Origin of the sequence: Gillisella vitis (genome assembly GCF_021559775.1) — a bacterium.
GTDB classification, from domain to species: Bacteria; Pseudomonadota; Alphaproteobacteria; order Rhizobiales; family Rhizobiaceae; genus Allorhizobium; species Allorhizobium ampelinum.
In genome coordinates this window covers 2,489,446-2,515,648 of the sequence record NZ_CP056047.1, presented here as the reverse complement: position 1 = coordinate 2,515,648, position 26,203 = coordinate 2,489,446, and the positions used below count along the sequence as shown (strand labels likewise).

General features: G+C 58.0%; 22 protein-coding genes. 13 read left to right on the top strand and 9 right to left on the bottom strand.

Features of this window, described 5'->3' with window-relative positions; genetic code table 11:
- Positions 1–650 precede the first annotated feature (650 nt).
- The 3 genes from AVCG78_RS11875 (at position 651) to AVCG78_RS11865 (ending at position 5,821) form a co-directional block, all read left to right on the top strand.
- Positions 651–2,576: a DUF1800 domain-containing protein gene (locus AVCG78_RS11875; protein WP_234665060.1), complete on the top strand. Its 1,926-nt coding sequence runs from the start codon at positions 651–653 to the stop codon at positions 2,574–2,576.
- Positions 2,577–2,606: 30 nt separating this feature from the next.
- The gene (locus AVCG78_RS11870; protein WP_071207431.1) at positions 2,607–3,827 is read left to right on the top strand and encodes a DUF1501 domain-containing protein; all 1,221 of its coding nucleotides are present in this window, start codon (positions 2,607–2,609) and stop codon (positions 3,825–3,827) included.
- Positions 3,828–3,895: 68 nt separating this feature from the next.
- Positions 3,896–5,821 carry a glycosyltransferase family 2 protein gene (locus AVCG78_RS11865; RefSeq protein WP_156582839.1) on the top strand — a complete coding sequence of 642 codons (1,926 nt, stop codon included), beginning with the start codon at positions 3,896–3,898 and terminating at the stop codon, positions 5,819–5,821.
- Here AVCG78_RS11865 and AVCG78_RS11860 read toward each other — a convergent pair.
- Positions 5,781–6,734 (bottom strand): sugar-binding transcriptional regulator, encoded by a 954-nt coding sequence (locus AVCG78_RS11860; RefSeq protein WP_071207427.1) that lies wholly within the window; start codon positions 6,732–6,734, stop codon positions 5,781–5,783. The genes AVCG78_RS11865 and AVCG78_RS11860 overlap by 41 nt on opposite strands.
- Positions 6,735–6,879: 145 nt before the next feature.
- Between AVCG78_RS11860 and AVCG78_RS11855 the strand changes: the two genes are divergently transcribed.
- The 6 genes from AVCG78_RS11855 to AVCG78_RS11830 all read left to right on the top strand — a co-directional run bounded on the left by AVCG78_RS11855 (position 6,880) and on the right by AVCG78_RS11830 (position 11,712).
- Positions 6,880–7,677 (top strand): HpcH/HpaI aldolase family protein, encoded by a 798-nt coding sequence (locus AVCG78_RS11855; protein WP_071207445.1) that lies wholly within the window; start codon positions 6,880–6,882, stop codon positions 7,675–7,677.
- Positions 7,678–7,702: 25 nt separating this feature from the next.
- Complete coding sequence (gene ung, locus AVCG78_RS11850; protein ID WP_015916976.1) at positions 7,703–8,404, top strand: uracil-DNA glycosylase; 702 nt, start codon at positions 7,703–7,705, stop codon at positions 8,402–8,404.
- A gap of 67 nt (positions 8,405–8,471) precedes the next feature.
- Positions 8,472–9,899, top strand: a complete 1,428-nt coding sequence (locus AVCG78_RS11845) for an aldehyde dehydrogenase family protein (protein ID WP_071207425.1) — start codon at positions 8,472–8,474, stop codon at positions 9,897–9,899.
- Positions 9,896–10,285, top strand: a complete 390-nt coding sequence (locus tag AVCG78_RS11840; RefSeq protein WP_015916974.1) for a RidA family protein — start codon at positions 9,896–9,898, stop codon at positions 10,283–10,285. The genes AVCG78_RS11845 and AVCG78_RS11840 overlap by 4 nt, the downstream gene beginning before the upstream one ends.
- A gap of 247 nt (positions 10,286–10,532) precedes the next feature.
- The gene (locus AVCG78_RS11835; RefSeq protein ID WP_071207423.1) at positions 10,533–10,934 is read left to right on the top strand and encodes a DUF1236 domain-containing protein; all 402 of its coding nucleotides are present in this window, start codon (positions 10,533–10,535) and stop codon (positions 10,932–10,934) included.
- 286 nt (positions 10,935–11,220) lie between these two features.
- On the top strand, positions 11,221–11,712 hold the full coding sequence (locus AVCG78_RS11830; protein ID WP_071207421.1) for a histidine kinase: 492 nt from the start codon (positions 11,221–11,223) through the stop codon (positions 11,710–11,712).
- A 9-nt stretch (positions 11,713–11,721) separates the two neighbouring features.
- Here AVCG78_RS11830 and AVCG78_RS11825 read toward each other — a convergent pair whose 3' ends face one another.
- The 6 genes from AVCG78_RS11825 to AVCG78_RS11800 all read right to left on the bottom strand — a co-directional run bounded on the left by AVCG78_RS11825 (position 11,722) and on the right by AVCG78_RS11800 (position 18,318).
- Positions 11,722–12,303 (bottom strand): NAD(P)H-dependent oxidoreductase, encoded by a 582-nt coding sequence (locus AVCG78_RS11825; protein ID WP_071207419.1) that lies wholly within the window; start codon positions 12,301–12,303, stop codon positions 11,722–11,724.
- Between the two features lie 224 nt (positions 12,304–12,527).
- On the bottom strand, positions 12,528–13,934 hold the full coding sequence (locus AVCG78_RS11820) for an FAD-binding oxidoreductase (RefSeq protein WP_071207417.1): 1,407 nt from the start codon (positions 13,932–13,934) through the stop codon (positions 12,528–12,530).
- 3 nt (positions 13,935–13,937) lie between these two features.
- Positions 13,938–15,269: a cytosine deaminase gene (locus AVCG78_RS11815; protein ID WP_071207415.1), complete on the bottom strand. Its 1,332-nt coding sequence runs from the start codon at positions 15,267–15,269 to the stop codon at positions 13,938–13,940.
- Positions 15,269–16,081: an ABC transporter permease gene (locus tag AVCG78_RS11810; RefSeq protein WP_071207443.1), complete on the bottom strand. Its 813-nt coding sequence runs from the start codon at positions 16,079–16,081 to the stop codon at positions 15,269–15,271. Before AVCG78_RS11810 ends, AVCG78_RS11815 begins: the two co-directional genes overlap by 1 nt.
- A gap of 41 nt (positions 16,082–16,122) precedes the next feature.
- Complete coding sequence (locus tag AVCG78_RS11805; RefSeq protein WP_071207413.1) at positions 16,123–16,980, bottom strand: ABC transporter ATP-binding protein; 858 nt, start codon at positions 16,978–16,980, stop codon at positions 16,123–16,125.
- Positions 16,981–17,298: 318 nt separating this feature from the next.
- The gene (locus AVCG78_RS11800; protein WP_071207411.1) at positions 17,299–18,318 is read right to left on the bottom strand and encodes an ABC transporter substrate-binding protein; all 1,020 of its coding nucleotides are present in this window, start codon (positions 18,316–18,318) and stop codon (positions 17,299–17,301) included.
- A gap of 239 nt (positions 18,319–18,557) precedes the next feature.
- Between AVCG78_RS11800 and AVCG78_RS11795 the strand changes: the two genes are divergently transcribed.
- Entirely contained in the window at positions 18,558–19,514 is a 957-nt protein-coding gene (locus AVCG78_RS11795) for a LysR family transcriptional regulator (RefSeq protein ID WP_071207409.1), read from the top strand.
- Here the strand turns inward: AVCG78_RS11795 and AVCG78_RS11790 are convergent.
- Positions 19,499–20,299, bottom strand: a complete 801-nt coding sequence (locus AVCG78_RS11790) for a creatininase family protein (RefSeq protein WP_071207407.1) — start codon at positions 20,297–20,299, stop codon at positions 19,499–19,501. The genes AVCG78_RS11795 and AVCG78_RS11790 overlap by 16 nt on opposite strands.
- Before the next feature lie 303 nt (positions 20,300–20,602).
- Here AVCG78_RS11790 and AVCG78_RS11785 point away from each other — a divergent pair, with 303 nt between their 5' ends.
- Positions 20,603–21,382, top strand: coding sequence for a metallophosphoesterase family protein (locus AVCG78_RS11785; protein WP_015916963.1), 780 nt, complete (start codon positions 20,603–20,605; stop codon positions 21,380–21,382).
- A gap of 9 nt (positions 21,383–21,391) precedes the next feature.
- On the opposite strand, the gene AVCG78_RS11780 is transcribed toward AVCG78_RS11785, so the two are convergent.
- Positions 21,392–22,285, bottom strand: a complete 894-nt coding sequence (locus AVCG78_RS11780; RefSeq protein ID WP_015916962.1) for a DMT family transporter — start codon at positions 22,283–22,285, stop codon at positions 21,392–21,394.
- Between the two features lie 378 nt (positions 22,286–22,663).
- On the opposite strand from AVCG78_RS11780, the gene AVCG78_RS11775 reads away from it, so the two are divergent.
- Both AVCG78_RS11775 and AVCG78_RS11770 read left to right on the top strand, forming a co-directional pair.
- On the top strand, positions 22,664–23,962 hold the full coding sequence (locus tag AVCG78_RS11775) for an adenylosuccinate synthase (protein WP_071207405.1): 1,299 nt from the start codon (positions 22,664–22,666) through the stop codon (positions 23,960–23,962).
- A 59-nt stretch (positions 23,963–24,021) separates the two neighbouring features.
- Positions 24,022–26,169, top strand: a complete 2,148-nt coding sequence (locus tag AVCG78_RS11770; RefSeq protein ID WP_071207403.1) for a hypothetical protein — start codon at positions 24,022–24,024, stop codon at positions 26,167–26,169.
- The last annotated feature ends 34 nt before the right edge of the window (positions 26,170–26,203 follow it).

Sequence of the window (26,203 nt, the reverse complement as noted above, 5' to 3'; positions counted from 1 at the left end):
GGAGGCCCCTTGAGGGTCTGCCGACGGGCCACTGGTAAATCAACCGATAGACCTTGATCTCACTCGCGATCTAATGAGCATTCGCTTTACTCATGGGCAAATACTCACATCCTGCCTCGAAATGTCAATCGCAATTCGTTGCTGCACTGCCGAAGTCATGTTCGAATTCCTGTCCAGCGGCAGGCCTAATGTCGTAAACCCTCGTGATATTGAAGGAATTTTGAATATTTCAAATTTATCAGGAGCTTGATATTCATTCACGTCAACCGCCCAATGTCATTGGTAGGGAATGCTGGACAGACACACATGTGCGAGAAATAGCTGCCATCGTGAAAAGGAGAATTGAAAAGACATATTTATATTCATATATGTTGCTATATATATTTTAATTTTTTGTGGGTTTTTGAAAATATTGATTTACTTACATAAAATATAAATATAATTATCAATATTGAATAATATAATAAATATAATCGATTATATTTATTATTTTTTAATAAATAAATTGACTCTTGCTAATAATATATCAAAATTCCGGGTTATGTTGTTTTCGCTGGGGGGCGATAAGCATGATTTTCGCGAATTGTTTATTCAATCGGCTTGTTTTGCCGATGGTTTTGCTTGTCCTTTTATCTTTACCAGCGCGCGCCATGGACGTTGACGAGGCGCGTCATCTATTGCAGCGCCTTACCTTCGGTGCCAGTCCGGCTGAAGTGACCACTTTAGTGAAACTGACGCGGGAAGAGGCTGTCGACCGTTTTCTTGACAGTCTCGCCCATCCGGAGTTACCGGAGCCGCCGCCGTTTGTTTCCCGCCCAAGGCCGGATTACTGGGCGAGTGGCTGGGAAAACCGCGACATGATCTTGCAACATGTGGCGGAGCGCGATCAGATGCAGGCGGTGTGGATCAGCCATATGATCGCCACCGATACGCCTTTTGCTGAAAGACTGGCGTTGTTTTGGCACGGCCATTTCGTGTCGCGCTTCGATCCGGGCCGGGTCAGTGCGCCGCTCTTCGATCAGATCGCGCTGTTTCGCCGGGAAGGTGGCGGAAATTTTCGGGTCTTGCTGCGGGATGTCCTACGTGATCCGATGATGCTGACCAGCCTGGACAATGTCTGGAACACCAGCAGCCGTCCCAATGAAAATCTGGCGCGCGAGCTGATGGAATTGTTCACGCTTGGCATCGGACACTATGACCAGCGCGATGTGCGTGAAGTGTCGCGGGTCCTGGCGGGGCATGGCGTGGATTTTGAAGGTGGCTGGCGCTATCGCTTCGCTGTCGATCAGGCGGATACCGGGGAAAAGATCGTTCTGGGCCAGCCTATTGCGGCGGGCAGTCAGGATCAGATTGATCGCCTGACTGATATTCTCTTAGCGCAACCGCAAACAGCCGAGTTTATTGCCGGAAAATTCTATGCCGCCTTCGTGTCCATACGTCCGAACCCTGAGGCCACCAACCGGCTGGCGGGTGTCTTGCGCGATCACGATTATGAGCTGCGGCCCTTCTTGCGCGCCCTGTTGCTCAGCCCGGAGTTCTGGAGCCCGGCCAACAGAGGCGATCTGGTCAAATCGCCGATTGATCTCGTTGTCGGGTTCTGCCGCAGCTTCGGCCTGACCCCGCCGGACGCGATGATTTTGGTAACCTATCTCGATAAGCTTGGGCAGACACCGTTCATGGCACCGTCCGTTGCCGGTTGGCGCGAGGGGACGTCCTGGCTGAACATGAAGACCCTGGTGCTTCGGCGGCTTGTGGTCTCCAGGCTTTGGGATGCGCTGCGGGTTGCTGATCGCACCCCCAAACCAGGCGATCTCGCGATCCGTTTCAGCTCGGAATTTATTATGGTGCCGACCGTGTTTACCGTGCGGGTCAATGGGGCTGAGGTTGCCACCGTCAGACAAACCATTGGACTGGATCTGCAAAAGCAGCGGACCCAGGGCGATAATGGCGGTTTGAAACCGATGTGGGAAACGGCAATTATCCCGGCGGAAAACCTGCCCGCGGATATCCGCAGTGTGGAGATAACCCATGTTTCCAGCGATCCTGACAGCCGCCTGTTCGTCAATTGGGTCGAGGTTGCGGGACGCCGCTATCCGCCGCAGCTTAGCCGCTGGAGCCCGTTGGATGCGCCCTGTGCGGGCGCACCGCGCGGCATGTTCTACTGCAATGTCGGTCTGGTGTTCGATATAGCGCCTTTCGATACGCAGCAGGCGACGATAGATGATCTGCGGGCCGACCATAACAGTCACATTGAATATACGACGGCGCGCCTACAATCAAAAGATGTATTCGATGCCAGGGAACCTCTCGAACAGGCATTCGAGGTGATGATGGCGCGTGTTGGCGAGGGTTCCCTCAGCCGTGAGAACCTTGCTGGGCAATGGCTTTTGGGGCGGCCTGTCTTGTCTGCCCGGGCGGAAAAGCCAGCGCTCGTTCCCTCCGTTGCCCAGCCTGTGGTTCAACCAATTGCCATGACAATGCAGCCTGTCGGCAAGACCGGCGATGCTGAACGAAGTTCGGCATTGGTTGATCTTATCCGGTCGATGACGACAGATCCGCAATACAACCTTAAGTAATTTTTTCACCATTATATTTCGGGGGAATGAATGGCTATGTTTAACAGGCATGGGTTATCGCGCCGTGAATTTGCGACATGGATGGGGCGGTGTCTTGCGGTCGGCTCTATGCCGCTGTGGGCAAGGCAGGCTTTGGCGGCGGCCGGACCGGGCACTGCCGGTTCTGCCCGCCGGTTGATTTTACTCGAACTTTTCGGTGGCAATGATGCCCTGAACACACTGGTGCCTTTCAAAGACCCGGTCTACCGGCATTTGCGGCCAACCATCGGCCTGAAAGGCGATGAGATCCTGCCACTCAACTCGGAGTTGGGCTTCAATGCGGCCTGGCGGCAGATGGCGGATCTTTATCACAATGGCGAAATCGCCATCATCCAGGATGTCGGCTATCCCGATAACAATCTCTCGCATTTCCAATCGGCGGAAATTTGGGCAGGCGGGTCCAGGAAAGGCATTTCCAGTGGCGGTTGGGTCAGCCAGGTCTTGCAGGCGAACCGGAAGGATGCAGGACCCTTCGATGCGGATGGTGTGGTGTTTTCAGGCAATCAGGACCTGCTTGAGGGCGAGGGCATGCGCATCCTGACGGTGGATAATAAGGATGCATTGCGCAGCGGGGCGCCCAGTGTGATGGCTGACGCCGACAAGGCGGACGATCACGCTGCGCTCGCCTATCTGACCCGCCTTATGGCCGATCAGCAGGAGGTTATCGGCCGGGTTGCCGCCAAATTGAAGGGCGATAACCGGTTTGAGGCGCGGTTTACCCGCGATTACTACATGGACCCGATTGATGCCCAGACGGCTCTTTTGCTCTGGATGGTTGAACAGGATGTGAAATCGCCGCTGTTCAAGATCAGCATCGGTGGTTTCGATCAGCATTCCAATCTGCGGGGTGAGCACGAGCGTCTGCTGGCGAAGGTTCAGAACACGCTGATGGGCCTGCGTCGCGGGCTGAAGGAGATTGGCGTCTGGAACGATACGCTTGTTATCGCCCATTCGGAATTTGGCCGCAGACCGGCTGAAAATGCCTCTGGCGGGACCGACCATGGCTCTTGCAGCCCTGTTATCATGATGGGAGGCGGGATCAAGCCTGGGCTTTATGGCACTCGCAGCGATCTGGAAAAGCTCGACGCGGAAGGCAATCCGGTTTTCACCACCGATTTCCGCAGTGTCTACGCTTCGGTGATCGGCAATTTCTGGCAGTTTCCAACCAATCCGATTGCCGCACAGGGCTTTGCGCCTCTGGCGTTGTTCTAGAGCCTGTCAGGCCCAGAATAAACCTGCCCGCCTGCAAACACTGACCCGAATAATTTAAGGATATTGCAGTGATATTGTTCTCTCCAGTTGCACGTGACAGTGCAGCCGGACAGGCTGCCGCTTTGCGCGCGCCTGTCTCGTTGCAGGATGACACTCTCAAAACTTTTGGGTTTGATGATCAACCCCTCAATCAGACCTTGTCCGAGGGTACGGATATTCTCGCCTGCCTGACACTCTTCAACGAGCCTGCCGAGGCGGTGGCGGGGACATTGGCCTGTCTTGCGGCCAATCAGGACATGCTGGCTAGCCGAAACGGCCCTATACCACGGTTGGAAGTGGCCATCGTGCTGGATGGCCGCGACCGCGTTCATCCAGAGACCGAGGCACTGTTCAACCGGCTTGGCTTCGATCTCGATTGGGGTTGCGATCCTGAGGCAGCGGGCATCGGCCAGCATGGGGCGGATGAGGCGCAAGTTCGCGTTCAGACCCGCCTTATTCCGATGGATCTGCTGACCGGGGTCAACGGCAATCCTCTTCGCGTGCATCTGGCGGTGAAGGACCGCAACAGGGGCAAGCTGGATAGCCATGCCTTCTTCTTTCGAAGCCTTGCCGAACGCCTGCGGCCAGATTTTGTCTTGCAGATTGATGCCGGGTCGAGACCTGCTGCCGATTGCCTACCGGCATTGCTGGCGCAGATGGGGCGCGAGCCTGACTGTGCAGCCCTTGCCACCAATATCGTCATGGAAGACGCCGCCTTGACCGATTGGCTGCAAAGCTGGCAACAGGCAGATTTTCTCTGGCAGAAATTATCGGATTGGCCGATTGGCAACGGCTTGGGCTATCTTGAAGTCGTGCCGGGGCAGGCCAGCCTGTTCAGAATGTCGGCCTTGAGACGCGGGGCAAACGGCGATCCTCTGGCTGCCTATCTTCGCGGGCTTTCCAGGCCTAAGAGCCTGATGGAGGCCAATCTGTTTCTCGCCGAGGATCGAATCATCGGCGCGGAAATCGTCAAAAGCCACCCTGCCTGCACCATCCGCTATCATCACGATGCCAATCTTGTCACCGATGGCTGCGCGACGGTTGGCGAATTGCTGCGCCAGCGCCGCCGTTGGACAAACAGTACGCTTGTGGCGCGCCTGACGGCCATCGGCAGCCTTGCCGATCTGCTATGGCACGGTCGCCTGCCGCCTGTCCGCTGGTGCTCGATGGCACTGGCGCTGGCCTGGACCCTGCTGCAATTGCTGGAACAATGGTTCATCCCGGCGTCACTGGCCCTGCTTGTCTCCCTGACGTCAGGGTTTTGGCAAGACGAGGCCAAAAATGGTGTTGCGGGCCAGAGTTTGGCATGGGTGATGGCGACGGGTGTGTTGCTGTTCTGGCTTTATTGCCTGGTCAGCATGAAGGCGAGGGAGGGGGGACGGTCTCTGAGCCATAGGCTGCATGGCGGCTTGCATGGCCTTGGCCTGGGCATCCTGCTGGCCTGCACGGTCCTGGGGTTTGCCATCTGCCTTGTTGAGGTTGGTCCTGTCATTCAGGGAGCGATCCTGATGGTTGCCCTTATCCTCGGCATGGCGGTCTTTTGCCATTCGTCCCGCGGGATGTCCGATCTGCTGAGATTATTCGTACTCTATATCCCGTCCGCGCCCGTCGCCAGCTTCTATCTGCTGAGTTACGCGCTTGCCAATTTCCACGATGTCAGTTGGGGCACCAAGGGATTGGTCGGCGATATCAAGGCCGTCATCCCGGCTGGCTGGCGTCGGATGCGGTTGTGGCTTTTGATCCTTTGGGTCGTCAGCAATACCGCATTGGTCTGGCTGGTGATGGGTGTCGTGCCGGGCGGCGCAATCAGCGTCCTGCACTATGCCTGCCTGCCGGTCGTCGGGCAGATCGCCATCGCGTCCTTACTGCTGTTATCGGCAAGCTGCCGTAAGCCCGTTTCACCGTCTCCAGAGGTCACAGTCCGAGCAGAAAGCGTGCCGCATCTTCATCGATAATCAGCGCGTTGACATGGCCACCCCGGGCAGCAGCCCGGATGGCGGCATGCTTGCGTTTGCCGCGCGCCATGCCGATCACGACAGAGGTTTGACGCGACGGGATCGCCATACTGGCGACGCGGCTATTGACCGGGTCGTCCAGCAGCTTGCCCTTGGCATCGAAGATCCAGCCGCAGATTTCACCGGTGGCGCCGATGGCAAGAAGATTGCGCATTTCGGCTTCCTTCAAGAATCCGTCCTGAAGCAAGGGCGCGTTGAGGGTCATCTCACCGATACCGACGAAGGTCACATCGGATTGGCTGCCAAGCGCGATGGTGGGAGCAACCAGCGGCTGGCGGTGCAACAGGTCGCGCTCCTCTGCGCTGGAAACGATGACTGGTAGGGGCATCGGAAAATGCCGGGCCTTCACCGCATCGGCCATGGAAAAGATCACGTTGAAATAGGCCGCCGATCCATCCGGGCTGATATTGCCGGTCAGCGAGACGATCTTGTGCTGCGGACAGTCCATCTGCGGCAATTGGTCGATCATGGCGCGCAACGTGCGGCCCGTGCCCATGGCGATGGTGAGCGGGTCCGGCCGTTTCAGCCAGCGCTCCAGTTCGGCGGCACCCGCCTCGGCAATGCCTGTCGCGGTGGCGTCCGAGCCGGGATCGGTCGGCACGACCTCAACCTGCTTCAGGCCATAGGCCTGTTTCACCGCATCGGCCAGTTCCAGGCAGACAGTAATCGGGTGATCGAGGCGGACCTTGACCAGCTTTTCGGCAACCGCCAGCGACACCAGCCGCTGGGCGCTCTGGCGGGAAATATTCATCGCGGCGGCGATCTCGTCCTGCGTGCGGCCAGCCACATAATAGAGCCAGCCGGCGCGGGCGGCGTCGTCCAGCCTGGCGTTGGAACCTGCTTTGCGTGCCATTAAAAACCTCTTCCCTTGGCTGATGAGGTAGAGGCAAAGGGGAGGAGCTGTCAATTGTTTCAGTCCGATACCGGCAGGATCGGCCTTGAACCGCATCTGCAATGAGGGCTATGAAAGTCTGACGACAGCGAATGGAGATTGGCCGATGCCCGCACCCGTCAATGGTTTCAAGCAAGCCCTGCGGCAGGACGCTGTGCTTTACGGCCTGTGGGTGGCGCTGGCCTCTGCGCATGGAGCCGAGCTTTGTGCCGGTGCCGGTTATGACTGGGTGCTGATCGATGGCGAGCATGGGCCAAACGACATTCCGCTGCTGGCAGCCCAGCTTGCCGCCTCCGCCCGTCAATCCGCCCATCAGGTGGTGCGTTTGGCCGTGGGCGAGGCCTGGTTAATCAAGCAGGCACTGGATATCGGCGCGCAGACGCTGCTGATCCCGATGGTCGACACACCAGACCAGGCCTTGGCTGCTGCAAAAGCCTGCCGCTACCCGCCGTTTGGCATTCGCGGCATGGGGGCCGGGCTTGGCCGAGCCTCCGATTTTGGCCGAATCGGCGATTATGTGGCAACCGCCAATGACCAGATCTGCCTGATCGTGCAGATCGAAAGCCGGTTGGCGATGGCCAATCTGGAGGCGATCATAACCACCGAGGGCGTCGATGCTGTGCTGATCGGGCCTGCGGATCTTGCGGCAGATCTCGGCTTTCCGGGCCGGGCTGACGCGCCGGAGGTTTACGCGGCAGTGGAGGATGTTCTGCGCCGGGCCAAGGCGCTGGGCAAGCCCGCTGGAATCATGTCAACCGATCCTGTGATGATCGATCTTGCCCGCCGGTCAGGCGCGCGCTTCATCGCCACGCAAAGCGATGTCGGCCTGCTGGTTGCGGCTGCGGCCAACCATCTGCGCAGCGTCAAAGGTGAGGCAGGACCAGAGGCGACTGGCGGTTATTGACACCCCTGACAGTGAGGAGAGACTGATGGCGCAATCGACGCTTCGCTTGGAAGACAGCTGGAAGGCCGTGGTCGGCGAGGAATTCGAAAAGCCCTATATGCAGACCCTCAAGCAGTTTCTGGTCGAGGAAAAGCAGCAGGGCAAGCCGATTTTCCCCAAAGGGCCGGAGTATTTCCGGGCGCTGGATCTGACTCCTATCGACAAGGTGCGAGTGGTGATCCTGGGGCAGGACCCCTATCACGGCGCAGGACAGGCGCACGGCCTGTGCTTTTCTGTCCAGCCCGGCGTGCGCATTCCGCCGTCGCTGGTCAATATCTACAAGGAATTGCAGGCCGATCTCGGCATTGCCCCGGTGCGTCACGGCTTTCTGGAGCATTGGGCGCGCCAGGGCGTACTGCTGCTCAACAGCGTGTTGACGGTGGAAGAGGGCAGGGCCGGATCGCATCAGGGCAAGGGTTGGGAAAAGTTCACCGACCGGGTCATCCATGCCGTGGCCGAACGCCGCGAGCATGTAGTCTTCATCCTTTGGGGGGCTTACGCGCAGAAAAAGGCGGCTTTCGTCGATCCGGCTCGGCATCTGGTGCTGAAATCCGTGCATCCATCGCCACTATCCGCCCATAACGGCTTTTTCGGTTCAAAGCCGTTTTCGAAGGCCAATGCCTATCTGGAAGCGCATGGAGAGGTCCCCATCGACTGGCAGCTTCCAGCCGATCCAGGACAGGGATAGGCGTAAATCGGCTTGCAGCTCTGCTGTCTTTGCCGATAGTCTTACCCAAACACACACCGGAGGCACTATGAGCAATCATCTGAAATTCTTCATCGATGGCGAATGGGTTGATCCGGTTCACCCCGCAACGCTTGAGGTGATCGATCCATCAACGGAAGAGGCCTATACGTCGATTTCGGTTGGCTCCAAGGCCGATGTCGACAAGGCGGTGGCGGCTGCCAAGCGGGCTTTCGCCAGCTTTTCGCTGTGGTCGGTGGATGAGCGGTTGGCGCTGCTGAAGCGGATGCTTGCCGAATACAACAACCGTTTTGAGGATATTGCCAAGGCCGTCAGCCAGGAAATGGGCGCGCCGCTCAGTTTTGCGCTGGAAAGCCAGGCCTGGGCCGGTCGTGCCCATATGGAAGCGACGATTGCCGGGCTGGAGACATTCAAGTTTTCCGAACAGCGCGGCGGCACTATGGTGGTCAAGGAGCCGATTGGTGTTTGCGCGCTGATCACGCCCTGGAACTGGCCACTGAACCAGATCGTCTGCAAGGTCGCGCCCGCCATCGCCGCTGGTTGCACGGTGGTGCTGAAGCCGTCGGAGATCGCCCCGATCAGCGGCATTATATTCTCCGAAGTGATGGAAGCCGCCGGAACGCCGAAGGGCGTCTACAATATGGTCAGCGGCAATGGCCCGGATGTCGGCCAGGTGATGGCCGGTCATCCCGATGTTGACATGGTGTCCTTTACCGGCTCCACCCGGGCCGGGATTATTGTTGCGAAGACTGCGGCGGAAACGGTGAAGCGCGTCGCCCAGGAACTCGGCGGCAAATCCGCCAATATCATCCTGCCGGATGCCGATTTCGAAACGGCAGTGCGCAAGGGCGTGCAGGGTTGTTTCGGCAATTCCGGCCAGTCCTGCGATGCGCCGACAAGAATGCTGGTACCCGCCGACCGTCATGACGAGGCGCTGTCTTACGCCAAATCCGAGGCGGAAACTTTCGTGACCGGCGATCCGCGCAGTGAAGACACCAAGCTTGGCCCTGTTGTCAGCCAGATCCAGTATGACAAGATCCAGGGGCTGATCGAGGCGGGCATCAAGGACGGTGCAACGCTGGTGACCGGCGGGTCGGGACGCCCGGAAGGGCTGAACCGCGGCTATTACATTCGCCCGACCATCTTCGGCAATGTCACCAACGACATGACCATCGCGCGCGAGGAAATCTTCGGTCCCGTCCTGTCGATTCTGCCTTACAAAGACGAAGCAGAGGCGGTCGAGATCGCCAATGACACGGTCTATGGGCTGGCGGCCTATGTGCAATCGACCGATATTGAACACGCCCGCGACGTGGCGAAGAAGATGCGGGCCGGGTCGGTCTATCTCAACTATCCGGATTGGGACACGTTCGCGCCATTCGGCGGCTACAAACAATCCGGCAATGGCCGCGAATATGCCGATTGGGCCATCCACGATTTCCTGGAAATCAAAGGCATCGTCGGGTGGGACGCATGAAGCAAAGCTTCAATCCGCCTTCGGTGCGCAGACCCTTCGGCAATTACAATCACGGCCTGCTGGTGCCTCCGGGCGCCAGCCTGCTGGTCACCTCCGGCCAAGTCGGGATCGGTGTCGATGACAGTATTCCCAATGATCTCGAAGGCCAGGCGGTTCTGTGCTTCGAGGCCATTGGCATCATTCTGGCCGAAGCGGGCATGAGTTATGCGGATGTCATCCGCATCGCCGGGTTTGTAACGCGCCGAGAGGATTTTGCACCCTATATGGCGGTGCGTGATCGTTATACGTTGGAACCAAAACCGGTTTCAACGCTTCTTATCGTCACCGGATTTACCCGACCGGAATTTTTGGTTGAAGTAGAAGTGACGGCGGCTAAATCATTTTGAAGTTTTTTCCGGCTTGATTTCGTCGAGCCGGAATATTTCCGTGTTTAGAAATCAAAGACATGAGATCTGAACATTTCTTTACATTTCAAAAAATGAATGTTTTTGGTTTTTTTGTATACTGTCGGCCTCTTATTCAATATGAATGATAGATGAACGACTTATTCATTTGATGTTATTTAAAATATTCGGAACAAATAGTTTCCTTCTCCGTTATCCCACCAGATAATCGGAAAGAAGGAATATTCGGATGAAAACCAAGATTGCTCTTATTGTCGCCGCCGCCTTTGCTGGCTCGATTGCAACTTCGGCCATGGCGCAGAATGCCACAGTGACCGGTGCAGCCGGCGGTGCGGTTACCGGTGCTGTTGTTGGTGGTCCAGTCGGCGCAGCCGTTGGCGGCGTTGTCGGCGCAGTGGCTGGCACGGCTATCGATCCGCCACCGCCGCGTGTTGTCACCTATGTTCGCCAGCAGCCAATGCCAGCTCAACCCTATGTGACCGACCAGCAAATCGTCGTCGGTCAGCATTTGCCGCGCCAGATTGTGATCACTCCGATCCCGGAAGATCCGACCTATGCGTATGCAATTGTCAATAATGAGCGTGTTATCGTCGATCCGCAGTCCTATACGGTCATTGATATCATTCAGTAACGTTTTTTGACTCTCCAGTCATCTTGCCCCACTAGCCCTCGTGCTCGTGGGGCTTTTTTTTGACCGGAGTAGGGTGCTCTCGCTCTTTGCCTTTACGCATTTCCGAACGGAAAACCGGTTTCCACTTTTCCTGGAAATGCTCTGTCGTTTAAATTACCCAGCAGGCCGCTATAGTGTAAAACATACCCTGAAATAGTAGAGATCAGTTGAGCAATTCCCAGCGACAGATGGATGGAAATCTCTATTTTCGGCAATCAACATCCGATCAAGCCTAGGGGGACCATCCGTGAAGAGAATAATCGCCGTTGCTGTGCTGACTTTGCTTCTGCCAAACCTGTCTTTTGCCGATACGCTGCTGTTTCCAAGCGATAATCCGGTCGCGCGCATCACCATTCCCGCCGATTGGGAGCCGAAGGAAACCGAAAGCGGCATTGATGCGACCTCAGAGGACGGCGCTATCTATATTGCCATCGACGTCGCCAACGCCAAGACCACGGATAAGGTGATCGATGACGCCATCGCTTTCCTTCAGGACAACGGCGTCAAGATCGACGGCTCGACCCAGAAGCAGTCGGATGAAGTCATCAACGGCATGGACATGACCAATTTCGACTGGACCGGCGTCGATGAAGACGGCGCCGTTAATGTTGGCCTGTCGCTGCTCTCACCCCGTCCCGGCAAGCTGCTTGTCATCACCTATTGGGGAACGAAGGGCAAACAGGAAAAGCACGGTGCCGAATTGCAGGAGATCATCTCTTCGCTGAAGGCAGCGCGGTAAATTCAGCGCTCAAAACCGATCCATCTCGCGCCGTACCTTGTCCATAAAGGCGGCGCGGCTTTGCTCGGTGCAATTGTTCATGTCGTAATGGGCCATGAATTTGACTGGCGCGCCCAGCTTGATCTGGGCGCGGATCACGCGCGTCACGGATTTCTTTGGCGGGTTGCCCGCAAGAAACGCTCGTAACGGTGTTGCGCCATAGGTCATCACCGCCGCCAGTTTGCGGATATGGCGTAGTGTCGGCGTCAGGTTTCCATCGACCAGTTCGAAGGTGACGCCCGGTAGCCAGACACGGTCGAAATAACCGCTCAGCATGGCGGGAAAGCTGAAATTCCAGACGGGGGTGACGATGACCAGCCCTTCGGCCGCCTTGAGCCGCTCGACATAGGATTTCACCGGTTCGATATTGTCAGGATAATCATGATAGATCCGCCGCTCCTCAGCCGAAAGAACCGGGTTGAAACCCTCGTCATACAAATTGCAGCCATCGACCTCATGGCCGGCTGCCTCCAGGCTTTGGCAGGTCTTGTGGTAGAGCGCCCGGTTGAAGCTTTCAGCCAAGGGATGGGAATGAAGAACGAGCACGCGCATGCAAAAGTCCCTGGTTTGCGCCCGCCGGTGCCCCGGAGGGTTTTGTCAAAAACATCCGCGCCGTTTGTCCCGATACCTTCTTCCGCCGATCGGCTGGATGAAAGGTCATGTTCATTGCATGATCAGGGACAAGCCCCGCCAGGAGTACCTTCGGACTGTGAAGACGGCCTCATGCCGTCAAGCCGTTGCGTTCTAAATCATCTCCGGTTGAAAGTGCAAGGATTTCAATCGTCTCCCATCGATTGCAATCCCGGAAACAAATAGTTTCGCCCGGCGGAAAAATCGAAATCGGGATTTTCCCAGGCAATCATCTTGCCGGGATTGAGCAGGCCCTTGGGGTCGGTTTCCTGTTTGAAGGCCAGTTGCACCGTATCGGTCTGCTTCATGCCGCCTTCTTCCAGCGTGTAGCGATGCGGGTTGAAGATCGGGCAACCGTTGTCCTCGTGGATGCGAATGATTTCCTCCAGCCGCTCCTTGGTGGTATAGCGCACCAACGGTAGGCCGGAACACTGGATCGCACCATCAAAGCGCATGAATTCCAAATGGCCGATCACCTCATCCCCGAAGATTTCGGTCATCTTGGCAACCTTTTCGACGTGATCCGGCCCCGGATACTGCACCTGCAGATAGGTGATGTCAGGATCAACCTTCAGCGCCCGGAGCGTCGTGTGGTTCCAGGCCAGTTCATAGGCATGAGGAATGCCCTTCATGCTCTCCACTGTGTCAGAGCGGAAGCGCAGGTCGGCCTTCATTTTCTCGGCATAGGCAAGAAACGGCCCCATGGAATGCGGCGCGACCATCAGCACCACCACCGACTGACCGTCCTTCAGCCAGGGCTTGTGACGGGAGAAATACGCATAGGGAACAGGGGCCGCGATGGGGGCCACTTCCTTCAACAGAATACCGTTGCGGTGGCTGAGCGCATCGGCAAAGCGCACGGCGTCCATGTAGTCGTCATAACCGACGATGACGTCCACCCAGTCATAGGCAGGGGCCAGCGGCATTTCCACTTCGGTGATGATGCCGTTGGTGCCATAGGCGTGGCTGACCTTTTGCAAATCCCAGGCGGATAGTTCCAGTACGCGTGGTTCCGCCTCCATGGTGACGACCCGCAGTTTCAGGATGTTGCCGAGATCGCGAAGCCCACCCCAGGTAATCGATCCGACCCCGCCCGAGCCGCCAGCGACAAAACCGCCGATTGAGGCTGTCTGGGCGGTTGAGGGGTGGAAACGCAGTTCCTGGCCGGAATGGGCGCGTGTCTGGCGATCCAGTTCGGCAATGACGATGCCCGGCTCGCAGATCACCCGGCCTGGGTGAATCTCTTTCACCTTGTTCATGTTGATCAGGTTCAGCACGATTCCGCCGGAAAGCGGCATCGCCTGACCGTAATTGCCGGTGCCAGCACCGCGCGGCGTCACCGGTACGCCATGGGCATAGGCCACCTTCAGCGTGCGGATTACTTCCTCTTCGCTGACCGGAGAAACCACGAGGTCCGCCGTGACATGGTCCAGCTCGGCCTTCAGGATTGGCGAGTACCAGTAGAAATCCCGGGATTTCTGCTTGACCAACGCCGGATTATCCTCGACGGCGATCCCGGCAAGTTCAGCTTTGATTTTTGCGTAATCGGGCATGGTTCAATCTTCCATCAAATGGTCAAGGTCGCGGTAGTCAGGCACCTGCGCGTCGATAGCCTGACCGGAGCGCAACACGGTGCGGTCAGACTGTGGACGCGATAGCAATTCGCTCCAGGTTCTCGCCGAAAACAGCACCAGATCCGCCTTGGCCCCGACCTTTATACGGCCATGGTCGGGACGTCCGAGAATATCGGCGGGGCTGCGGGTGACGATTCGGGCCGTGCTGTCCAGCGGGTGATCGAGATGGACGATCCTGACCGCTTCGCGCAGCACTTCCACGCAATCGAGATCGCCATAAGCATAGAAGGGATCGCGGGTATTGTCGGAAGAAACCGCCGTCTGTACACCTGCTGCCGCCAGTTCGTGAAACAGGGTGACGCCGCGCTGGCGCGGCGTGCGGCCCGGATGGCGATCCTGCAGGTACATGTTGCACATCGGTAGTGACACGACGGCAAGCCCGGCTTCCGCGACCTTGTCGATGGTGGCCTTGGCGATATCGTCGCTCTGCTGGGTCAGTGAACAGCAATGGCCGACCACGACCGAGCCCTGAAAACCATTGCGCAGCTTGGCCTCGGCAATCGATTTCAAGGTCAGCACGGAAGCATCCTGCGTCTCATCGACATGCAGGTCGATGTCGAGCCCGTGGTCGCTTGCGGCGCGAAACAACAGGTCCAGCCGGTGATCGAGATCCGGCGAGACCTGGGTGACGCCGCCGAGAATGCCCTTGTGCGCAACAAGCACCTCCAGCAAATCTCTAAAAAACGCCTGATCAGTGATGTCGTCGAAGGGGAAAAGGGCTACGGCCTGAAGGTCGATCCGGCCCGCCCACTCCTTGCGTATCTGCGAAAACACCTCAAAGGAAATCCGGTGCTGGGGCGCGCTGCTGTCGAGATGGGTGCGGATCAGGCTGGTGCCATGGGCGTAGGCGCAGCGCAGCGAAAATTCCATCCGTGCCCGCACATCGTCCGCCGACCAATTCGCCTCGCGGTCATCCTTCACGGCGCTCAATGCGCCGATGAAATCGCCTTTTGGATTGGGCTTTCGCGGCCAGATATGGCCCTTGTCGAGATGGGTGTGCATGTCGGTAAAGGTCGGCCAGACCATGGCATCGCGTAGATCGATGATCGGCAGGTCCGCTCCGGTCTTGTAACGAGATGCGGTGCCGACCTTAACAATAGCTTCGACCTTGCCGTCGTTGATAATCAGATCGGCGCTGACCAGCCCCTCGCGGACCGGTCCAGCGGGAACATCATCAACCGCTTCGACAGGCAAGGTGGCGCGTGTCAGGGCAAACCGCCCGGTTTGCGGAATGTCGGCAAACAATCTGGTCATCAGTTTTCTCGCTTGATGCTGCTTTCATGCCAGCGATGCAACGCCAGCCATGAGATGAAGGAGGTGATGGCGAAGATCACCACGCCGAGGCACGATAGCAGAAACAGGGCGGCAAACAGCCGGGGAATATTCAGCCGGAATTGCGATTCCAGCAGCCGGAAAGCCAGACCAGAGCCCGCACCGGCTGAACCCGCCGCAAATTCCGCCACCACGGCGGCAATCAGCGCCAAACCGCCGCCAATCTTCAGACCGGTCATGAAATAGGGCAGCGATGCCGGCAGTTTCAGATAGAGCAGCGTTTGCAGCCGTGAGGCGCCGTAAAGGTCGAACAGGTTGAGCAGATTATGATCGACGCTTTTCAAACCCTGCACCATGTTGGACAGGATCGGGAAAAAGGCGACCAGAAAGGCGCAGATCAGCAGGGCCACCTGGGTTGAGGGTGCGTAGATCAGGATCAGCGGCGAAATGGCGACGACAGGCGTGACCTGAAGGATCACCGCAATCGGATAAAAGGCCGTTTCGATCCACTTTGACTGGATGAGAAACACCGCGATGCCGACACCGCCAATCAGCGCAAGGGCCAGCGACATCAGCGTGATCTTCGTCGTCACCCAAAGCGCCGGTCCCAGAATGCCCCAATCGGTATAAAGTGCCTTTGCCACGGCCAGCGGACCGGGCAGGATATATTGCGGCACCTCGGAGACGGTGACGCCGACATGCCAGACCAGCACCAAAGCCGCGACCACCGCAAGGGGGATCAGCACCCGCAGCACGGTTTCGCCGTGGCGGGCAAATAGGCCTTGTTTTGGCATGGCCAAGCTTTCAGCGTCGGATGGTGTTTCATGATGTGGGGTCATCCGTGATGCTCCAATCCCGCCAGGGAAGACCCGTCCTCAAGGGGAAAGCCGATGGCTTCCAGCAGGACATTCGAAGCCCTTTCGCAGACCTGACGGTATTCTTCCGAGGTGCGGTAATGGGCGTCGCGTTCCAGGCTGGTGGCAATGGTGAAATCCGAATGCACCCGGCCAGGCCTTGCCTTCATCACCACGATGCGATTGGAGAGATAGGCGGCCTCGAACACCGAATGCGTCACGAAGATCACGGTAATGCCGGTCTCGCGCCACAGCCGCAGCACGTCGTCGTTCAGCTTTTGCCGGGTGATTTCATCAAGGGCAGCAAACGGCTCGTCCATCAGCAGCAATTTCGGCTTGGTCACCAGGGCGCGGGCAATCGACACCCGCATTTTCATGCCGCCGGAAAGCTGGCGCGGATAGGCCCCGGCAAAATCCTTCAGTCCCACCGTGTCAAGGGTTTCGAGAACGGTCGAGGTTGCTGCTGCCTTGGAAATCCCTTGCAGACGCAGCGGCAGATAGACATTGCCGAACACCGTCTGCCAGGGCAGCAGGGTCGGCTCCTGGAAAACAAAGCTGATATCGCCTTCCGGCAAGCCCTTGGCATTGATCCGCGAACTCGGCCACTCGACCGTGCCGCTGGAGATGCCACCGAGACCGGCAATGATCCGAAGCGCCGTCGATTTGCCGCAGCCGGAGGGGCCGAGCAGGCTGACGAATTCCCCCGCCTCGACGGTGAGTGACATGTTGGACAGCGCCACCGTGCCGCTGGAAAACACTTTGGACACGCCTGTTAGCATGACGAGGGCGCGCTGGCGGTTTTCAGTGCGCGGCTTTTGCAGTGGTTCAGTCGGGGTCATTCCGGGGCCTGTTGTTGAAGGGCCTAGAGTTTGTCTTAGGGAAAACCGGTTTCCACTTTTCCCCAAGGCAAACGCAAACAAGAAAATAGGATGAGGAGGAAGGAGCATCCTCATCATCCCGCTACTGCTGGTTCTCGCCTGAACTTGTGCGCTCAAGTTTGTGAACAAGAAGAGCGCAAGTGGGCAGAGCGCAGGCCGGCAAAGTCCATACAGGCAAGCACATATTGGTAAGCATTGGCGAGGTGAGGGGTTACACGCCTCATCCGGATGCTGTGGCGGCGCTTATCCGGTGCGCCGCCCTGTCTTGCTTCTTCAACTTTACTTCTTCAGGTTCAGGCCGACGCCCTTGCAGACGAATTTCGTCGTATAGGCCTTGTGATAGTCGAGCTTGGCATCGACGACACCGATCTGGACCAGGGTATCGAAGAAGGCCTTGTAGCGCTCGTCGGTCATGCAGCCGATGCCCTTGTCCAGGGTCGGGCCGGATTCGACGATGCCGTATTCCTTCATCTTGTCGATGGAGAAGGCGATCTGAGCGTCCGTGATTTCCGGATTGTCTTTTTTGATCAGCGCATTGGCGGCCTTGTTGTCGCCGTAGAGATACTTGTACCATCCCTCGATCGAGGCATCGACGAAGCGCTGCACCACATCCGGCTTCTTGTCGACCATGGACTGGGTGGTGGTGATCATCGTCGCATAGGAACTGTAGCCGTTATCGGCCAGCAGGAAGAGTTTCGGCTTGAAGCCGCCCTGCTGTTCGATCTCGTAGGGCTCGGAGGTGATATAACCCTGCTGGGCGGATTTCTTGTTGGCGAGGAAGGGCGCCGGGTTGAAGGTGTAGGGCTTGTATTGCTCGTCCTTGAAGCCCTTGAAATTCTTCTTCATCCATTCGAAATAGGTGGCATAGCCGTCCTTGCCCATGAAGATCGTGTCGAGCTTGGCAAGATCATCGAATTTTTCGATCCCCTGGTCGGGATGGGCGATCAGCACCTGCGGGTCCTTCTGGAACAGGGCGGCCACGTCGATCAGCGGAATGCCCTGCTTGACGGCGTCCATTTCCTGAAGCGGGAAGCCCATGTAGAAATCGACCTTGCCGGCGATCAGCAGCGCCTGATTGGCCGCATTCGGGCCACCCTGGACAATCTTCACCTTCAAACCGTATTTTTCATAGGTGCCATCGGCCACGGCCTGGTAAAAGCCGCCATGCTCGGCCTGGGCCAGCCAGTTTGTGCCGTAGCTGACCTCGTCCAGCGCCATGGCCGGGCTGCCAAGGCCAAGGGCCAGGGCGGTTGCAGCCAAAGTGTTGACAATCGTCTTGTGCAGTATGGTTTTCGTCATGTGTATTTTCCCCTGATCCCTCGGATCGCGTGCTGCCGCCCGATGTCGCATGCCGCTGAAATGGCTCCGCTCAAAATGGCTCCACTGAAATGGCCCGCCGCGTTTTATGCATTTGAGCGGTTGCTTTGCGGCTTGAAAAGCATCAAATTTCGTCCGCTTCGATGCCTTAATGGCATCGCTTGCTCGTTCTGTATGTGAATCGTTCAATCTGCTTAAAAAATGGACTGGTGTGTTACGCCATGCTTCACTCCCGTAAGCTGCTTTATATCGACGAGATTGCCCGTTGCGGTTCAATTCGTAAAGCCGCCGCTAGACTTAACGTTGCATCTTCCGCTGTCAACCGGCAGATTCTGGCACTGGAAGATGAGCTTGGCGTTCCGCTCTTTGAGCGTCTGCCGCGTGGGCTTCGGCTGACGGCGGCGGGGGAGCTGTGCGTCGAGCATATCCGCGACGTTCTGAAGGGCTATGAACGTCTGGAAACGCGGATCCGCAGCCTGAAAATGCCGCAGGTGGGCAAGGTGTCTCTGGTCGCCACGGTGGGGCTGGCGGCCGGGCCTCTACCGGAAATCATTGCCCGGTTTCTGGACGCGCATCCGCGCATCAAGGTACATTTGCGCAATGACAGCGGCTCCACCACCCTCAATCCGGTGCTGACAGGCGAAGTGGATATCGGGCTTGGCTTTAACATCCCGGCAACGCCCGGTATTCGGACCATCGCCAATTTCGATATCCCTGTCGGCGCGGTTTTACCGCCCGGTCATCGGCTGGCGCGTGAAAAAGGTCCGATCGATCTGGTCGATGTGGTGCAGGAAAAACTGGTGCTGGCTGAGCCTGGCACCAGCCTGCGCAATGTCATCAATCTGGCGCTTGCCAATCTGCCGCTGCCGGTCGAGCCGCTGCTGGAAACCAACGCCTCTGAATTGTTGAAGCAATTGGTCAAATGCGGCACGGCGCTGACCCTGCTCAACCCCCTGGATGTGATTGTCGAATGCCGCAAGGGCGAACTGGTGTTTCGACCGCTGGCCGAACCGCATTGCCGCCATCAGCCGATGAAACTGTTTGCCCGGGCGCGGGCGCCGCTCGACGCGGCGACCAGCCTGTTCGTCGACTATCTGGTTCAGGAAATCCAGGCCCTGGTGGTGGAATTGCAGGGCAGGGGATATCTTGCCGCGGACCGTTCTTATTCCGGGGAGTAAAGCGCAGACAGCGGATAGTCCCTGATGTCACGCAAGAGCTGGATGAAGCCGGACACCTGATGACGGCAGATCGCTTCACCTTTTTCCGCGGTGCCTTTCGAGGCATCGCCGACAACACCGGCTGGATTGAGGTCATGGGCGATCCAGGCCAGCGAATGGGGCGGCAAGGGCTGGAGAAAATCCGAGCGTTCCTTCATCCATTCCGCCTTGGAGACGAAGTTTTCGGCCTTGTCCATCCGCACCAGTTCGGGGCGGAAATGCAGCATCAGCGAGGTTTCCACTTCGCCGCCATGAATGCCATAGCGGTTTTCATGATCGGAAATCATGCCCTCGGGATTTCCGAACCGGCTCCATTGGGTGGACACCACTGCCATCTTGTGGCGGACGCGCAATTCGCGCCCGACAATGCTCATGATATCGACATTGCCACCATGGGAATTGACGATGACCAGCTTGCGCAGGCCCGCTTCCGCCACCTTGGCACCGATGGCGGTCCAGGCCGCAATCAGCAGATCCGCGCTGAGTGAGAGCGTGCCGGGGCCATAAACATGTTCATTGGCCTTGCCGATTTCCTGAGTGGGAAGAACCAGGAAGTCCAGGTCATCCGGGCGCTGGCGCTTCAGCTCTGTCAACATGCCATTGGCAATCGCCACATCGGTTGCAATTGGCAGATGTGGCCCATGCTGCTCGGTAGAGGCAATCGGCAAAACAGCGATGGTGCTGTCAGGTGACAGGCTGGCGAAATCATAGGTGTTCAACTCATTCCAGTAAAATGGCTTGGTCATGATGCTTCCCCATTGATTGGCTAAAATCGATCAAAGTTGATAGTGGATCAGATGGAGCTTTCGATCTTTTTGTAATCGCTCGTCTTTTTACGAAAGCTGGGATCCATTTTTCTCTCATAGTCCTAGGGATAAGCTCTGTTCATGTCGCGGAAAAGCATCGATTTGCGCGCGCCGCGATGCCGAAAAGCGCGCGATTCGAAACGCTGTTAACCTTAATGGTTGGTAATTATCACGATTGGCCCTGCACGTGGTTGAGAAGCGCTTGTGACAGGCGTAAAACGGTTGCGGGAAGCTGGAACCATTATGATAAAGTTGTTGCGTAAATTTCTCGACGTCGGATCGGAAACCGGTGTGGCTGGCATGCGTAGTCGTGTGGATATCGATCCCAAGGCGTTTTCCGCGATCTATGCGGTGGGGGATGTGCATGGTTGCTATGCTGAGTTGCTGGAAGCGGAATGCCGTATCCTGCACGATGCCGGCAGTATCGATGGTCCCAAGCTGATTGTCATGCTGGGTGACTATGTCGATCGTGGGCCGTCCTCGCGCCGGGTGATCGACCACCTGATGGCACCGCTGGCACCCGGTTTCGAGCGGGTATCGCTGTGCGGCAATCATGACGATGTGTTCTGCCATTTTCTCGACGATCCCTCGGCTGGACGGCGCTGGCTGGATTTCGGCGCGGCGGCCACGCTTTATTCCTATGGCATCGATATCGATCATGCCTTGCACCAGGCCGGCAGTTTCAAGGGGCTCTCTTCGGAACTGGCACGGGCCATTCCTGAAAGCCATTATGCCTGGCTGAAATCTCTACCGGTCATGCTCAAGGTCGGGCAATTTCTGTTCGTGCATGCAGGCCTGAAGCCGGGCGTCGCGCTGGAAGCCCAGGCCGATGACGATCTGATGTGGATCCGCGAACCCTTTCTCGGTCGTGGTCCGGAGCTGCCCTATACGGTTGTACATGGACATACCCCGACCGATGCGGTCACCTTCGGCAAGAACCGGATCGGCATCGATACCGGCGCCTATGCCTCAGGACGCCTCGCCGTTTTGCGGATTGCCGATGGACATACGAGCCTGATCTAGAGTTTGCCCTTAGCGGGCAGTGGTTTGCGGTTTGCCCCATTCGGCCAGCGCAATGCCGCCGATCACCAGGCTGAGCGCCAGCATGTGAAACCCCTCCAGCTTTTCACCGACTACGGCGACCGACAGGATGGTGCCGAACACCGGCACAAGGTTGATGAACAGGCCGGCCCGGTTGGCGCCGATCATGTTGACCCCTGATATATAGAGTGTTTGCGACACCAGGGATGGCAGGAGACCGCAAAACAGGATCAGTGCCCAGCCGGTGGTATCGGGTGTGATCAGGCTGCCATTGCTGGCTTCCCAGGCGACCAGCGGCAGGGAGGCCAGCGCTGCCCCGAAGGCGAGGGCTGCCATCAGCGTCTTCCAGTGCAGTTCCGGCTTCCAGCGCAGCGCCACGGTAAAGATCGCATAGCAGAGCACGGCCAGCAGCATCAGTGTATCGCCGAAATTCAGCCGCAGCGACAAAAGCGCCATCAGGTCACCATGGCCTGCCGTCAGTGCAACGCCGATAAAGCTGATCAGGAAGCCAGCAATCTGGATGGCGGAGGCGGCAATCCGAAACAGCAGGAAATTCAACAGGAAGATCAGCACGGGAATGCCGCCCTGCTCAATAGCGCCATTGACGGCGGAGGTATATTTCAGCGCCGAATAGAGAAAGCCGTTAAAACCTGTATAGCCAATGGCGCCGAGCGCCAGCAGCAAGGGAATATGGCGGCGAACCACCGGCCAATCCGCCTTGATCTGGCGAGAGGAAACGGCCAGCAGCAGCGTCAAGGCCAGTGACCAGCGACCAAGATTCAGCATCATCGGGCTGATATGGCCAACGGCCAGCTTGCCCGCCACGGCATTGCCGCCCCAGAACAAGGTTGTCAGCACCAGATAGGCATAGGCTCTGATTTGCATCTGATCGTTCAACCTCTGCGCGTCGCCAATTTCGATGCTGTGTGACTACTGCATAATTCCTGAAACCGGAATCGATTTCAGGAATTATGCAATCGTAAAATTGTGTTGCACCGTCATATGTCTCTGCCATGCAAAAAGCCGGATTAACGCGCATAAACGTGTCGCTTTCCGCAAAACAACACAGTATAGATGCGCGGGTTTGGGGACGCGCAGGCGCGAAAACGCGCTGCCTTGACTGGAAACCTGTTCAGAACGATCTGCTTCAGGGGAGAATGGCGGCGCGCAGCAGACAGAACGTGTGACGGCTTACGGCTTTATCAACCGCCAGCGCTGTCGCAAGGCGAAGGTACGCTTGAGGCGTAAAGACAGGATTTTGAAATGACGAATGTCGTGGTGGTTGGCTCCCAATGGGGTGACGAAGGCAAAGGCAAGATCGTGGACTGGCTGTCGGAGCGCGCTGACGTGGTCGTGCGCTTCCAGGGCGGTCACAATGCCGGTCATACGCTGGTCATCGACGGCATTTCCTATAAATTATCGTTGCTGCCTTCGGGCGTTGTGCGTCCCGGCAAGATGGCGGTGATCGGCAATGGCGTCGTGGTCGATCCGCATGCGCTGCTGGCCGAAATCGCCAAGCTGGCCGCCCAGGGCGTCACCGTAACACCTGATAATCTGCGCATTGCCGACAATGCGACGCTGATCCTGTCGCTGCACCGCGAACTGGATGGCATGCGCGAAGATGCCGCCACCAATAGCGGCACCAAGATTGGCACCACGCGCCGCGGCATCGGTCCGGCTTATGAAGACAAGGTCGGCCGTCGTGCCATCCGGGTGATGGATCTGGCCGATCCGGAAGGTCTGGCCGAGAAAGTTGCCCGTATCCTGCCGCACCACAACGCGCTTCGCCGTGGTTTTGGCGCGCCTGAGGTTGAACATTCGACGATTATGGAAGAGCTGCTGTCGGTGGCCGACAAGGTTCTGCCCTTCCGCGAAACTGTCTGGCTGATGCTGGACAAGGAGCGTCGTCGTGGCGCCCGTATCCTGTTTGAAGGCGCGCAAGGTTCGCTGCTCGATATCGATCACGGCACCTATCCCTTCGTCACCTCGTCCAACACGGTCGCCGGTCAGGCAGCGGCAGGTTCCGGCATGGGGCCAGGCTCGCTCGGCTATATCCTTGGCATTACCAAGGCCTATACGACCCGCGTTGGTGAAGGCCCGTTCCCGACCGAGCTAACCGACGAGGTCGGCCAGTTTCTTGGGGAAAAAGGTCATGAATTCGGCACGGTCACCGGCCGTAAACGCCGTTGCGGCTGGTTCGATGCGGCGCTGGTGCGCCAGTCGGTGGCCACCAATGGCATTACCGGCATCGCCCTGACCAAGCTCGATGTTCTCGATGGATTGGACGAGCTGAAGATCTGCGTCGGCTACAAGCTGGATGGTGTGGAAATCGACCATTTGCCGGCAGCCCAGGCCGCTCAGGCACGGGTCGAGCCGATTTACGTAACGCTGGAAGGCTGGAAGGAATCCACCGTCGGCGCACGCAAATGGGCCGATCTTCCCGCCCAGGCGATCAAATATGTCCGCCAGGTGGAAGAGCTGATCGGTGCGCCGGTCGCCCTTCTGTCCACCAGCCCGGAACGCGACGACACCATACTTGTGACCGATCCATTTGAGGATTAAGGTTAGAGTTGAATTAATTTGTCTTGTCGGCCTGGGCCGGTGATCACGAGAAAGTACGGATGGCAGATTTCGTAGCAGTTATTCGGCGCGCCGTTGATGGCCTGTCGAACAATACCCCGGAAATGCGCGTAAAGGTGTATGAGAAGGCTCGTGGCGCAGTGATGCGGCAGCTGGACAATATGACACCCAAGCCGTCGGAAGACATGCTGCGCCGCCAGCTGGACAAGCTTGACGCCGCGATTGCCGAGGTCGAGGCAGATTATGCAGAGGCTCTTCCTGCGGTGGAAGAGGATGTCTATGAGCCGGAGCCGGTTTATGAACCAGCACCGGCTTATGAACCTGAGCCGGAACCAGAACCCGTTCACCATGAACCGGAGCCTGTTGAGGAACCGGCGCATGAGCCCGAATACGTGCACCGGCCAGAACCTGTTCATGAGCCTGAGCCGGCTTATGTTCCTGCGCCTGCCCCAGCACCTGTCTATGTGCCTGAACCAGATCCTGAGCCGGTTTATGAACCGGAACCGGAGCCTTATAAGCCAGAACCGGCGCGCATTCCGCCCGCTATTTGGGAGAATGAAGAGCCTGTCCTGCCAGCCGTGTCTTCTGCGCCCGCGGCCCCAGCGCCAGCCGTAAAGCCTTCTGCGCCACAGAAACATTCGATGGATGAATGGCTGGAAAGCCATTTGGAGCCGACGCCAGCTCCGCTTGCACCTGTCCATTCCTTTGAAGCACAGCCGCAGTCGCGCCAGGAAGAGGCAGAAAAGCCCGCAGTCTACCCCTCCATTCCACCGGCACGCCAGCCGGTGTTCGATGAAGCCGAGGCGCTGGGCGCTTTCGACGCTTTCGTGCGCGACAACAAGCAGCCTGCGGCGCAGGGTGGCTCTTTCTCGCAAGTTGGTCATGAGGATCCGAAGGATCTTCTGGACTGGAGCGACAAGCATCAGAATACCAGCTTCGGCACGCCTGCCGGCCAGGAATCCGGAAACGATGACAAGGCCGTTCGCAACGGAGCTTCTGCCAGCAAGGCAGGCGAAGATCCTGCCTGGTTCGATGATTTCGTCGCTGCACAGCCTGTGCCACCGGCGGCAGCTAAAAAGCAACAGCGCGTAGCCGCGCCTGACCGAAGCAATTCCTCGGAAGACATGGCAGCCGTGCTGGCAAAGGCCAACAGGAAGGCTGGGCTGCGCACCAAGAAATCCCGCCGGACCGCGCCTTACATCATCACTGGTGTGCTGATCCTGCTGATCGGCGGCGGTGGTTACTACGCCTATGCTCATCGTGACAATCTGCCGGGCGCCATCGCCGGGTTGAAGCAAACAGTGACAGGATTGTTTGCCTCGAAGGACTCTTCACCAGCATCCGCACCGTCCTCGCAGACGGGCAGCGCGGATGCCGGAAAGCCGGCGACCGTTCCGGCGTCAACCGGCGATGCCGGGGCTGCGGGGCAGAAATTCACCCAGAAGCTGATGCCTGACGGTACGGAAGTGGATGAGGGGGCCTCAAACGCTGCCGCCAATAGCGGTGAGGGCCGTTCGGTGGCCCAGCAGAATGGCGGGGCCAATCCGGCAGCGCCAGTGTCCGGCGGTGCGGCCAGTGCGCCAGCCACCACCACGCCTGTGCAGGGTGCGCCCTTTACCGTGCCGGAAAATGGCCAGAAGGCCTATCTCTATGAAGAGCGCCTCGGCCAGACGACGCCGACCACCGTGCAGGGCTATATTGTCTGGGAAGCCCGACGTGAGACGGGCGACAGCGGCAAGCCGGAACCGGAAATCCAGGGCAAGCTGACGATCCCTGAGCGGGGGCTGACAGCGCTGATTACCTTCAAGCGCAATACCGATAGCTCGCTTCCCGCCAGTCACCTGATGGAAATCGTCTTTTCGGTGCCGCAGAATTTCGAAGGCGGCGGCATAGACAGTGTCCAGCGCGTTGCCATGAAGACCAGCGAGCAGGATCGTGGCGATCCGATCGTGGCGGTGCCTGCCAAGATCACCGACGACACGTTCATGATCGCCTTCAACGATTTTGCCGAAGTGGTGGCCCGCAATGTCGATCTGTTGCGCAGCCGTGACTGGATCGACATTCCCGTCACTTATCGCAACGGCCGCCGTGCGCTGATTACCCTCGACAAGGGAGTGGCCGGCAAACCAATCTTCGACAGCGTCATCAAGGAATGGGCAGCGCTGGGCAACAATCGCAGCGGCGGGTGATCACTGTCGCAGACTGCTACGCTCGGCCTTGCGC

Bases quoted from the DNA above. Each gene is read 5' to 3' on its own strand.
- AVCG78_RS11875 (WP_234665060.1), top strand. From the start codon at position 651: ATGGACGTTGACGAGGCGCGTCATCTATTGCAGCGCCTTACCTTCGGT.
- AVCG78_RS11870 (WP_071207431.1), top strand. From the start codon at position 2,607: ATGGCTATGTTTAACAGGCATGGGTTATCGCGCCGTGAATTTGCGACA.
- AVCG78_RS11860 (WP_071207427.1), bottom strand. From the start codon at position 6,734: ATGGCACGCAAAGCAGGTTCCAACGCCAGGCTGGACGACGCCGCCCGC.
- AVCG78_RS11855 (WP_071207445.1), top strand. From the start codon at position 6,880: ATGCCCGCACCCGTCAATGGTTTCAAGCAAGCCCTGCGGCAGGACGCT.
- ung (WP_015916976.1), top strand. From the start codon at position 7,703: ATGGCGCAATCGACGCTTCGCTTGGAAGACAGCTGGAAGGCCGTGGTC.
- AVCG78_RS11845 (WP_071207425.1), top strand. From the start codon at position 8,472: ATGAGCAATCATCTGAAATTCTTCATCGATGGCGAATGGGTTGATCCG.
- AVCG78_RS11840 (WP_015916974.1), top strand. From the start codon at position 9,896: ATGAAGCAAAGCTTCAATCCGCCTTCGGTGCGCAGACCCTTCGGCAAT.
- AVCG78_RS11835 (WP_071207423.1), top strand. From the start codon at position 10,533: ATGAAAACCAAGATTGCTCTTATTGTCGCCGCCGCCTTTGCTGGCTCG.
- AVCG78_RS11825 (WP_071207419.1), bottom strand. From the start codon at position 12,303: ATGCGCGTGCTCGTTCTTCATTCCCATCCCTTGGCTGAAAGCTTCAAC.
- AVCG78_RS11820 (WP_071207417.1), bottom strand. From the start codon at position 13,934: ATGCCCGATTACGCAAAAATCAAAGCTGAACTTGCCGGGATCGCCGTC.
- AVCG78_RS11815 (WP_071207415.1), bottom strand. From the start codon at position 15,269: ATGACCAGATTGTTTGCCGACATTCCGCAAACCGGGCGGTTTGCCCTG.
- AVCG78_RS11810 (WP_071207443.1), bottom strand. From the start codon at position 16,081: ATGCCAAAACAAGGCCTATTTGCCCGCCACGGCGAAACCGTGCTGCGG.
- AVCG78_RS11805 (WP_071207413.1), bottom strand. From the start codon at position 16,980: ATGACCCCGACTGAACCACTGCAAAAGCCGCGCACTGAAAACCGCCAG.
- AVCG78_RS11800 (WP_071207411.1), bottom strand. From the start codon at position 18,318: ATGACGAAAACCATACTGCACAAGACGATTGTCAACACTTTGGCTGCA.
- AVCG78_RS11795 (WP_071207409.1), top strand. From the start codon at position 18,558: ATGCTTCACTCCCGTAAGCTGCTTTATATCGACGAGATTGCCCGTTGC.
- AVCG78_RS11790 (WP_071207407.1), bottom strand. From the start codon at position 20,299: ATGACCAAGCCATTTTACTGGAATGAGTTGAACACCTATGATTTCGCC.
- AVCG78_RS11785 (WP_015916963.1), top strand. From the start codon at position 20,603: ATGATAAAGTTGTTGCGTAAATTTCTCGACGTCGGATCGGAAACCGGT.
- AVCG78_RS11780 (WP_015916962.1), bottom strand. From the start codon at position 22,285: ATGCAAATCAGAGCCTATGCCTATCTGGTGCTGACAACCTTGTTCTGG.
- AVCG78_RS11775 (WP_071207405.1), top strand. From the start codon at position 22,664: ATGACGAATGTCGTGGTGGTTGGCTCCCAATGGGGTGACGAAGGCAAA.
- AVCG78_RS11770 (WP_071207403.1), top strand. From the start codon at position 24,022: ATGGCAGATTTCGTAGCAGTTATTCGGCGCGCCGTTGATGGCCTGTCG.